10 protein-coding genes are annotated in these 10,905 nt (G+C 56.6%); 8 read left to right on the plus strand and 2 right to left on the minus strand.

Going from position 1 to position 10,905, the window contains the following annotated elements:
- Positions 1 to 594 (minus strand): IclR family transcriptional regulator (locus tag ACXJ5O_RS09885; RefSeq protein ID WP_457299738.1); only part of this gene is annotated, 594 nt, incomplete at its 3' end.
- A 136-nt stretch (positions 595 to 730) separates the two neighbouring features.
- Here ACXJ5O_RS09885 and ACXJ5O_RS09890 point away from each other — a divergent pair.
- Entirely contained in the window at positions 731 to 1,588 is an 858-nt protein-coding gene (locus ACXJ5O_RS09890) for a PCC domain-containing protein (RefSeq protein ID WP_457299739.1), read from the plus strand.
- A gap of 18 nt (positions 1,589 to 1,606) precedes the next feature.
- Here ACXJ5O_RS09890 and ACXJ5O_RS09895 read toward each other — a convergent pair whose 3' ends face one another.
- On the minus strand, positions 1,607 to 2,665 hold the full coding sequence (locus ACXJ5O_RS09895; RefSeq protein WP_457299740.1) for a LacI family transcriptional regulator: 1,059 nt from the start codon (positions 2,663 to 2,665) through the stop codon (positions 1,607 to 1,609).
- A 288-nt stretch (positions 2,666 to 2,953) separates the two neighbouring features.
- Here ACXJ5O_RS09895 and ACXJ5O_RS09900 point away from each other — a divergent pair, with 288 nt between their 5' ends.
- The 7 genes from ACXJ5O_RS09900 to ACXJ5O_RS09930 form a co-directional block, all read left to right on the plus strand.
- The gene (locus tag ACXJ5O_RS09900) at positions 2,954 to 4,198 is read left to right on the plus strand and encodes an ABC transporter substrate-binding protein (protein WP_457299741.1); all 1,245 of its coding nucleotides are present in this window, start codon (positions 2,954 to 2,956) and stop codon (positions 4,196 to 4,198) included.
- A gap of 71 nt (positions 4,199 to 4,269) precedes the next feature.
- Positions 4,270 to 5,178 (plus strand): carbohydrate ABC transporter permease, encoded by a 909-nt coding sequence (locus ACXJ5O_RS09905; protein ID WP_457299742.1) that lies wholly within the window; start codon positions 4,270 to 4,272, stop codon positions 5,176 to 5,178.
- Positions 5,175 to 6,074, plus strand: coding sequence for a carbohydrate ABC transporter permease (locus ACXJ5O_RS09910; RefSeq protein WP_457299743.1), 900 nt, complete (start codon positions 5,175 to 5,177; stop codon positions 6,072 to 6,074). Before ACXJ5O_RS09905 ends, ACXJ5O_RS09910 begins: the two co-directional genes overlap by 4 nt.
- On the plus strand, positions 6,071 to 7,168 hold the full coding sequence (locus ACXJ5O_RS09915) for an ABC transporter ATP-binding protein (protein WP_457299744.1): 1,098 nt from the start codon (positions 6,071 to 6,073) through the stop codon (positions 7,166 to 7,168). Before ACXJ5O_RS09910 ends, ACXJ5O_RS09915 begins: the two co-directional genes overlap by 4 nt.
- 27 nt (positions 7,169 to 7,195) lie before the next feature.
- Complete coding sequence (locus ACXJ5O_RS09920) at positions 7,196 to 7,942, plus strand: sugar phosphate isomerase/epimerase family protein (RefSeq protein ID WP_457299745.1); 747 nt, start codon at positions 7,196 to 7,198, stop codon at positions 7,940 to 7,942.
- A 14-nt stretch (positions 7,943 to 7,956) separates the two neighbouring features.
- A complete protein-coding gene (locus tag ACXJ5O_RS09925; protein ID WP_457299746.1) occupies positions 7,957 to 9,096 on the plus strand; it encodes a Gfo/Idh/MocA family protein in 1,140 nt (379 codons plus the stop codon).
- Between the two features lie 79 nt (positions 9,097 to 9,175).
- Positions 9,176 to 10,905: Tex family protein (locus ACXJ5O_RS09930; RefSeq protein WP_457299747.1), on the plus strand; the 1,730-nt coding region annotated here is incomplete at its 3' end.

Below are 10,905 nucleotides of genomic sequence, written 5' to 3' on the forward strand. Positions count from 1 at the left end.
GCCGTTTTCCCGCGCCGCTGCAACGTCAGCGCGAATGCGGTCGGGATAAAGATTTGGATACTCGGTCAGGAGGGCGGCTTCATTCACGGCTAAAATGACTTCAACCTCGTCATCCTGCATCGCAGCCAGGATCGCCAGTGACCCGGCGCCCACGCCCAAGGGATGGCGATAGCCAGCCTGCAATGCATGGGTGCGAATCGGATAAGTGCCTTCCTCGCGATGCAGACAAACGGCGTAGCTATCGCGCTGGATAGAAAGGAAGCTGGTGTCCTGTGTCTTCGCCGACAGAAAACCAAGGCTATCGCGGGAGATTTGTAAAAGGCCATAGCGCCGTGTCGCAAGGGTGCCAAGTACGTAAGCTTCCTGGCCGAGATAGTATCGTCGGGTCAAAGTGTCCTGTTCCAGCAGGCCAGAGCGTATAAGCGCCAGAAGCAAACGGCGCGCCGTGGGTTTGTTGAGACCGCTTTGTTCCACGATATCAGTCAAGGTGCTGCCGTCATCGCCGGAATAGCTGACAAGGCTCAGGAGACCAAGCGCCCTGTCGACGCTTTGCGAACCATTGAGACCTGTTATCGGTCTGACCTCTTGCTCCATCCCAATTCCTCTTAGTGATCCATATTGTGGATCATTTTATTCGTTTGTGGAACTATGCCATAACTTGGCGGCCTGTGAACGGAATTCGAAATTTATAATATGCTACTCATCTTGCGACGGCTTTCGGCGGTGACCGGTGTCTGAACGATCTCTACGGCAACCTGGGGCTCCAAAATTTACCCGCTTCGAGAGTTTTGAGGGCGTCGGCCGACGGCTGGAATTCACTCTTGAGCCTGGCCAAAGCATGAATGACGCCATTGCCCAGCCACTACAGGCGGCCGGCGTCACAGCGGCTTCGCTTGTTCTCGACGGCGGGGCTTTCAATCCATTTCACTATCTTATGCCGGCGCTTGCGACTGACGGGCATCACGCTGCCTGGTACAGCGACATATTCTCACCGGCCGGCGAAACGAGACTTGAGAACGGTAACGTTACCTTCGGCGAGCGTGGCGGCGCCGCCTTTATCCATTGCCATGCCATCTGGAACGAGCACAGCGGCAAGCTCGCTGCCGGGCATATCCTACCGCATGAAACGATCATCAGTCAGCCCATTCGTGCAATTGCCTGGGGTGTAGAAGACGTGCGAATGGTATCGGAGCCGGATGAAGAGACCGCCTTCACACTCTTTCATCCGGTACCTTTAAAAACGACGATTGCCGCCAACAATGGTCCGCGCACGGTGATCGCACGTGTTTGCCCAAATGAGGACATCATCCTTGCACTAGAGGCGATCTGCCGGAAACATGACTTCGCCGCAGCAAAATTGCGCGGCGGCATAGGCAGCCTGATCGGCGCACGCTATGCGGATGGTTCAAAAGTAGACGATATCGCAACCGAAGTCTTCATTACCCGGGGCTTCATCACGTGCCAGTCAACCGGAACACGTGTCGAAATCGTTATGGTCGACACCCAGGGCAATGTGACAAGTGGAGAGCTCCTTCGCGGTGAAAACCCCGTCTGCATCACATTCGAGCTATGCCTGGAAGAGGTCTGAGCAATTCCCGCGACCACTTCACGAGCGCGGCTCGTGTTCATCAGGGTAGCTGAGACTCTGTAGTTCTCGCGCATCGTCCCCGGCTATCCTTCGCAACACTGCTCGTGCCAGTTCACGCCCGGCGTGGCGAACATCCTCATTGAATACGATGATCTGCGGGCGGAACCATTGCAGCACGTCGGTCGACTGCTTCGAGACAAGGTCGACATCTTCGCCAATCTTCAAGCCGGCGGCTTCAATACCCGCAACCAGCGCAATGGCCGCGCTGCCACTGCAGCAGACAATGCCGTCGGGGCGATTTGGGCCTGACATGATCTCCTCCATCCGGTTCCGAATACGGCCCAGCGAGGTATCGACATCAATATCGGACACAGCAACCGTACTCGCGCCTCCCTCCTCCACCGCACGCGAGAAACCCCGATGGAGATGCCGGTAGTAAGTGACCGAAGGCGACGGGCCAGCAAGCATGGCGATCCTGCGACGTCCCCTCGCCAACAAGCTCTTCACCGAGAGATAGGCGAAGGCCTCGTTGTCGAAATCGTGGAACGGATGCTCAATGCCCATCTCTGTTCGACCATGTGTGGCGAACGGAATGCCATGTTCGGTGAGGTAGCGGACGCGCGCGTCATTCGGTTCGGTACGCGACATGATGATCCCGTCGGCCGAGCCCGTTTCGACGATGTAGCGTATCGGCTGCATCGGGTCATTTTTCACCGAATAAGGCGTCACGGTCAGATGGTAGGGCGTTTCCGAAAGCACTTCGGAAATTCCATAGACCATGTTGGAGGTAAGTCCCATGATCTCCGACTGGGCATTGAGCACGAGGCTGATGACATTGGTCTTGCCGGTGCGAAGACGAACACCGGCACGGTTGGGCCTGTATCCAATCTGCTTGGCGATCAGCTGAACCCGATTCTTGGTCGCCTGGCCAATTTCCGGTGCATCCTTGAGCGCGCGCGAAACAGTGGTGACACCAAGCCCCGCCATGAAGGCAATCGTCTTCAACGTCGGCCTCTCGCCCTCAACGGGTTCGGCAGTACCGATTACCGGTTTCTGATCGCCTTCTGTCGTCTTCATATTCAATCGGCTATTCAGGCCTTCCTTTGATGGTATCTGTATCGTTTTATAAAAATACCGCAATCCGAAACTTTTCGACTGGTGGCACAACGTGACCCTAGACGATATTGACGCTACTTGGCAATCGCACAGCGTAGTCACAATTGTTTATTACCCTGAATTTACAGGATTATTTGGTAAAGAAATAGATCCATCAAGTCGATCTCGAAAAAATTGGCCTTCGCCGATTGCACTTGATAGCGCTTTACACTAGCCTATCTGTAACGTTTCAGATTTTGGGAGGATACGATGCGTTACCGTTCTGTCTTGACCGTTCTTGCCACGTCTACATTTCTTTTCGCTGCCAACCCGGCTGGTGCCGCTGACCTGGAAGTCACTCACTGGTGGACTTCTGGCGGTGAAGCGGCAGCTGCCAAGGTTCTCGCCGAATCTTACGACAAATTGGGCGGCGACAAATGGGTGGACGGCGCGATCGCCGGCAGCGGCAGCACAGCCCGTCCAATCATCGTCAGCCGCATTCTTGGCGGAAATCCAATGGGTGCCACCCAATTGAATACCGGCCGCGATGCCGAAGATCTCGTCAAGGCCGGCTTGATGACGGACCTGACCGAGCTTGCCACCAAAGAAGGCTGGGCCGATTTCATTCGCCCCGCCAAGCTGCTCGATGCCTGCAAATATGAGGGCAAGATTTATTGCGTTCCGGTCAACATCCACTCCTGGCAATGGATGTGGATCAATCCAAACGCGTTCAAGGAAGCCGGCGCAGCGGTTCCCACAAACTGGAACGAATTCGTCGCTGCAGCACCCAAGCTAAAGGAAAAAGACATCATCCCGCTTGCGACCGGTGACGCGTGGCAGATCGACGGCGTATTCCGCGTGATGCTGGCTAACCTTGGCGGCAAGGACCTCTATCTCAAGATCATGGATGAAAAGAGTACCGAAGCCGCTGGCAGTCCCGAAATGAAGGCCGTTTGGCAAGCTTTTGCCGACGCGCGAGCCCTTGCTGACCCCGGCTACGTCGGACGGCAGTGGAATGAAGCGACGTCCCTCGTTCTAACTGGAAAAGCTGCAGGGCAAATCATGGGTGATTGGGCACAGGGTGAATTCGGCGTGGCCGGAAAGGTCGCGGGCACAGATTATGACTGCCTTCCGGGCCTCGGTGTTCATCCCGTCCTCGATACAGGAGGCGACGCCTTCTATTTTCCGAAAAACGCGAGCCCCGATATCACAAAAGCCCAGCTGAAGCTTGCCAGCATGCTTGTCTCCAAGGAGACGCAGGTTGCATTTAATCTCGCCAAGGGTTCGCTGCCGATCCGTGGCGACGTCGACATGCAAACAGCCAATGCATGCATGCAAAAGGGCATCAAGATATTGGCGGACAGCAACAATGTGCTGCCTTCATACGAACAGGCTTTCTCCTCCGATACGCAGGGCCAGATCGAAGATCTGACGACGGAGTTCTTCGCCGACAAGAACATGACGGTGGAGGATGCGCAGGCTCGCTACGTCGAGATCATCGGCGAAGCCAAATAGCTCGAACAACCACCGTAGCAGCGGTGCCGGTCTCTCAGGTCCGGCATCCAGTGACAGGACTGGAGACTTCGATGGCTGGGAGCCGGCGCCCGTTTGCCCCCTTACGCAATCTGAATGCCAAAATCGCGGCGGTACCGATGATCGTCACGGTGCTTGTTGTGTTCATCGGCTGCACATTGTGGACCGTCGTTTATTCCTTCACGTCCTCGCGTTCCCTGCCAACGCTGGATTTCGTCGGGATGGATCAGTATGTGCGGCTTTTCCGGACGTCGCGCTGGACCGTTTCCTTGAAGAACCTCGCCATCTTCGGTGTTTTGTCTTTGAGCTTTTCACTGGTGCTCGGGTTTATCCTTGCTGCACTGATGGATCAGAAAATCCGCTTCGAAAATACTTTCCGCACCATATTTCTCTACCCGCACGCTCTGTCGTTCATCGTCACCGGCCTTGTCTGGCAATGGATACTCACCCCGGCCTATGGCGTACAGAAGGTCGTTCGGGACCTCGGTTTTGAAACCTTCAATTTCCCTATCCTGACTGATGGCCGTTTTACCATCTATGCCATTGTGATTGCGGGTCTGTGGCAAGGCACGGGCCTTGTCATGGCACTGATGCTCGCAGGTTTGCGCAACATTGACGATGAAATCTGGAAAGCCGCACGCGTTGACGGGATACCGGCGTGGAAGACCTACCTTTTTATTGTCATTCCGATGATGCGACCTGTCTTCGTCACCACGCTCGTCATCATTTCGGCGACCATCGTCAAGGTCTATGATCTCGTCGTCGCACTGACAAATGGCGGGCCAGGCATTTCCTCTGAGGTTCCCGCGAAATACGTCTACGACCTCATGTTCTCGCGCGGCAATCTGGGTCAGGGCCTCGCCGCCTCGACGATCATGCTCACCACAGTGCTGATTATCCTCGTGCCTTGGGCGCTGCTGGAATTCCGGCCCCGGTATCGCAAGGGAGAAACCTCGAAATGAGCACTACCCTCCCCAGCGCCGAGCCGCGCGGAAGTCGGCCCAAGCGCTTCCTGTCACCCGCATCGATCATGATTTATTCAGCACTCCTTGTGGCAGCCATTTACTACCTCATTCCCCTCTATGTGATGATTATGACGTCCTTGAAAGGCATGCCCGAGATACGCTTGGGCAACATTTTCTCCCCGCCGGTCGAGGTTACCTTCCAACCTTGGGCGACGGCCTGGAACAGTGCCTGCACGGGTCTTTACTGCGAAGGTATCAAGGTCGGCTTCTTCAACTCGATGAAGATCCTCGTCCCAAGTGTGATCTTCTCGATCATCATCGCTTCGGTGAATGGCTATGCCCTCTCCAACTGGCGCTTCAAAGGCTCGGAGCTGTTCTTCACGGCGCTGATTTTCGGCGCCTTCATCCCCTATCAGGTGATGCTCTATCCCCTCGTCATCATCACGCGACAACTCGGCATCTTCGGAACTCTGACGGGTGTCATCGTCATCCACACCATCTTCGGCATGCCGATCCTTACCCTCCTCTTCCGCAATTACTTCGTCTCGCTACCCCCGGAGCTTTTCAAAGCAGCACGCGTGGACGGAGCCGGGTTCTGGCGCATCTTTCTGCAGATCATGCTGCCGATGTCCCTACCGATTTTCGTCGTCGCAGTGATCCTCCAGGTGACAGGCATCTGGAACGACTTCCTCTTCGGCGTGATCTTTGCCGGCACCAAGAATTTCCCGATGACTGTTCAGCTCAACAACATCGTCAACTCGACCCAAGGGGTGAAGGAATACAACGTCAACATGGCCGCGACCATACTCACCGGTGCAGTGCCGCTCCTCGTTTATTTCTTTTCAGGCAAGTATTTCGTCAGAGGCATCGCCGCTGGCGCCGTTAAAGGGTGACCTCAGTGCACAGTGTTTCGATCAAGGATCTTTCGCTCAATTTCGGCTCGATCAGCGTTTTGAAAAACCTCAATATCGAGGTCGCGGACGGCGAATTCCTCGTGCTTCTCGGGCCGTCCGGTTGCGGAAAATCCACGTTGCTGAATTGCATCGCCGGCCTGCTAGATATCTCCGACGGACAAATTTTCATCAAGGGCAAGAATGTGACTTGKGAGGAGCCCAAGGATCGCGGCATCGGCATGGTCTTCCAGTCCTATGCGCTCTACCCGCAAATGACTGTCGAGAAGAACCTTTCATTCGGGTTGCGCGTGGCTGGGCTGCCCGCTGCGGAAATCCAGAAACGCATCGCGCATGCGGCCGAAATCCTGCAGATCGGGCCACTACTGCAACGAAAGCCCGCCGAATTATCTGGCGGCCAACGGCAGCGCGTTGCCATCGGCCGGGCCTTGGTGCGCGATGTTGACGTGTTCCTTTTCGATGAGCCTCTTTCCAATCTCGATGCCAAGCTGCGCTCGGAACTCCGTGTCGAGATCAAGCGGCTGCACCACAAACTCGCCAATACCATGATCTACGTCACACATGACCAGATCGAGGCCTTGACCTTGGCGGATCGCATTGCGGTCATGAAGGGCGGCCTGATCCAGCAACTTGATGATCCGCTGACGATCTATAACAAGCCGCGCAACCTCTTTGTCGCAAGCTTCATCGGCTCACCCGCCATGAACTTCCTCAAAGGCGAGATCGCAGGAACAAACGACTCAGTTGTCTTCCGAGTCGCCGATCTTGATATTTCGCTTGCAGGATATGAAGCGCAACAACCTTTGGCGCCCGGCCATTCAGTCATCTTCGGCTTCCGGCCGGAACACATCGCTATCAATGACCAGCCCGGTCCCGCGGGCCGCTCCTGCGAGGCAGTCGTCGATCTCGACGAGCCCATGGGCGCCGACAGCCTCGTCTGGTTGAAGGTCGCAGGAAAAGCCATCTCGGTTCGTGTCGATTCCGGCAGGCGCTACCAGCCCGGTGAAAAGGTATTCCTGACATTCAATCCCGCCATGGCCTCGCTCTTCGACGCCGGAACAGAAAATCGCCTTTGAACTTCCCAAGCATCATGGAGAAATGAAGTGACCGACTTTTCCTATCAGCTCTACAGTTCCCGCAATTTTCCGCCACTCGACCAGACGCTCGAAATGTTGAAGCGCAATGGTTATGCTCAGGTTGAAGGCTATGGCGGCGTTTACGCCGATCCCAAGGCAACGAGAGCCGCACTTGATGCCAACGGGCTGATAATGCCTTCGGGCCATTTCAGCATCGATCTTCTGGAAAGAGAGCAGCAGAAGGTCCTCGATATTGCAGGCACGCTTGGTATCAAGGCTATCTATTGTCCACACCTCGCCTTGAACCTTCGCCCAACGGATGCGGCGGGCTGGTCAACCTTTGGCGAGCGGCTGGAAGCGGCGTATGCCACCTACAGCAAAGCCGGATATATCTTCGGCTGGCACAATCACGACTTCGAGTTCAAGGCGCTGCCTGATGGCTCTATTCCGCAAAAGCTGATCTTCGATGCAGCGCCAAGCATCTCCTGGGAAGCCGACATAGCCTGGATCATCCGCGGCGGCGGCGATCCGTTCCAGTGGATCGAGAGCTATGGCTCACGCATAAGTGCGGTGCATGTCAAGGATATCGCTGCTCCGGGCCAGAATACCAACGAGGATGGCTGGGCTGACGTCGGGTATGGAACTGTCGACTGGAAGGCGCTGACATCAACACTCAGAGATACGTCGGCGCAATACTTCATCATGGAACATGACAACCCATCGGACGATGAGCGATTCGCCCGCCGCTCCATCGGTACCCTGAAAGCGTTCTGAGGAAAGAAAACGACATGGCCAAGACATTAGGCATCGGCATCATCGGTGCCGGCAATATATCCACGACCTATCTGAGGCTTGCGCCGCTCTTCAAAGGGATTGAAGTTCGTGGCATTGCCGACATCAACAAGACGGCGGCGACCGGACGTGCCTCAGAATACGGCATCGAAGCCCGTAGCATCGATGAACTGCTGACAAGCGACGACATCGATCTCGTGGTCAACCTGACGGTGCCGGACGCACATTTCGACGTATCAAAACAGATCCTGTCGGCTGGCAAACATCTCTATTCGGAAAAGCCGCTGACGCTATCATTGAAGGACGGGCTTGAACTTCAAAAACTTGCTACGAAAAAGGGGCTCAAAGCCGGATGCGCGCCCGACACTTATCTCGGCGGTGCGCACCAATTGGCACGCAAACTGGTCGATGACGGGCAGGTCGGCACCATCACCTCAGGCACAGCGCATGTGTTGAGCCACGGCATGGAGCACTGGCATCCCAATCCTGATTTCTTCTTCCGTCAGGGTGGTGGGCCGATCCTCGATCTTGGCCCTTACTACATTGCCAATCTGATCAACCTCATTGGCCCAATAAGGCGTGTCGCGGCGCTGACATCGATGGCCACGCCGACGCGTACCATCTCCAGCGAACCACGTAAGGGCGAGACAATAAAAGTGACGACGCCGACGACCATCCAAGCCCTGCTGGAGTTTGAAAGCGGCGCTTCGGTGACCCTGTCAGCCAGTTGGGATGTCTGGGCTCACCATCATCCCAACATGGAGCTTTACGGCACCGACGGCTCGATCTTCCTGCCCGACCCGAACTTCTTTGGCGGTGAGGTCAAGTTGGCAAAACCAGGAAAGAAGGCAAAGCCAGTCAAGCCCTGGGCGCATCCTTTCGGTACACCCAACCAGAAGCATCCCGCCGGCATGATGGCAAATTACCGCACAGCCGGACTTGCGGACATGGCCGTCRCAATCCTGCAGGGGCGCGACATACGCTGTTCGCTGGAGCGCGCCTTGCACGGGGTGGATGTGATGGTCTCCATTCTCCGCTCCGGTGAGGAGAAGAAGTTCATCGACATCAAGACAAGTTGCTCACGGCCCGAGGCGCTCGGTATCACAGAAGCCAAATCGCTGTTGAAAAAGACGTAACTCTCAGCCTCGAAGCGATTGCGGTCATGCGCGGGCGGTCCTATGGTCGCCGCCCGATCATGATTTATGGGAATGCCTCGTGACTGCCAGTGCTGCCAACACCGCCCGTATCGCTCGTCTCATCGCCGCCGAGATACACGCACGGCCCGAACAGGCCAATGCGGCGATAGAACTTCTCGATGGCGGAGCAACCGTCCCTTTCATTGCCCGCTATCGCAAGGAAGTTACGGGCGGGCTCGACGATACGCAGCTGCGCACGCTCGACGAACGGCTCATCTATCTGCGCGAACTCGATGCGCGCCGTGACACGATCATCGAGTCCATCCGCAGCCAAGGCAAGCTGACCGACGATCTTGAAGGCAAGATTGCCGGCGCAGTCACCAAGGCGGAGCTGGAGGATATTTATCTGCCCTACAAGCCCAAGCGGCGAACAAAGGCCGAGATTGCCCGCGAACGCGGGCTTGGTCCACTGGCGGAAACAATCTTGTCAGACCGGCGCACCATTCCTTCCGAGCTGGCCAAGAGTTTTCTGAACGACGACGTTCCCGATGTGAAAGCCGCGCTCGACGGGGCCCGGGATATTCTTGTCGAGACCTTTTCGGAGAATGCCGAACTCGTCGGTCGTTTGCGCAAGTACATGCAGGATCGCGCGGTTCTCCGTGCCAAAGTAGTAGACGGCAAACAGGAGGTCGGAGCGAAGTTTTCCGACTACTTCAATCATTTTGAGCGCTGGGCAATCGTGCCGAGCCACCGAGCTCTGGCTATGCTCCGGGGCCGCAACGAAGAGGTGCTGTCGCTCGACCTCGAGGTCGACGCTGAAGATACCGCCGCGACTAAACCAGTCGAGCGAATGATCGCCGACGCCTATTCAGTCCACGCCAATGGCACTGCGGCTGACAACTGGTTGATGGAAGTCGTACGCTGGACATGGCGCATTCGCCTGTCACTCAATCTCTCCGTCGATCTTATGACTGCATTGCGCGAACGCGCCGAGGAAGAAGCCATCCACGTCTTCGCCCGCAATCTGAAGGATTTGCTGTTGGCCGCGCCTGCAGGCTCGCGCGCAACAATGGGTCTCGATCCAGGCATTCGTACAGGCGTGAAGGTTGCTGTCATCGACGGCACAGGCAAGCTTCTCGACACCACGACCGTGTACCCCTTCCCGCCGCGTAATGATGTGCGCGGAACACAGGCCGAGCTGGCAAAGCTCGTTGTCAGGCACAAGATCGAACTTATCGCGATTGGCAACGGCACCGGGAGTCGCGAGACCGAACGTCTCGTCGCCGATATGTTGGCAGACATGCCGCCGCCCAAACCGCTCAAAGTGATCGTCAGTGAAGCCGGAGCTTCGGTCTATTCCGCATCGGCGACTGCGGCTGCCGAATTCCCCGGGCTTGACGTGTCGCTTCGCGGCGCCGTCTCCATTGCCCGTCGCTTGCAGGATCCGCTGGCGGAACTCGTCAAGATTGAGCCGAAATCCATCGGCGTCGGCCAGTACCAGCACGATGTCGACCAATACCGCCTTGCACGTTCGCTCGAAGGCGTCGTCGAAGATGCGGTGAATGCCGTGGGCGTTGATCTCAACACTGCTTCGGCTTCTTTGCTCGCRCGCATTTCCGGCCTCGGTACGTCACTTGCTGAAGCGATTATCGCCTATCGCGACGATGTTGGCCCATTCAAAACCCGTCGCGACCTCCTGAAAGTCGCACGCCTCGGGCCGCGCGCCTTTGAACAATGCGCCGGCTTCCTGCGCATTCCCGACGGCACAGAACCGCTGGACGCGTCCGCGGTGCATCCGGAAGCCTATGG

The sequence above is a fragment of the Phyllobacterium sp. P5_D12 genome (genome assembly GCF_054049495.1).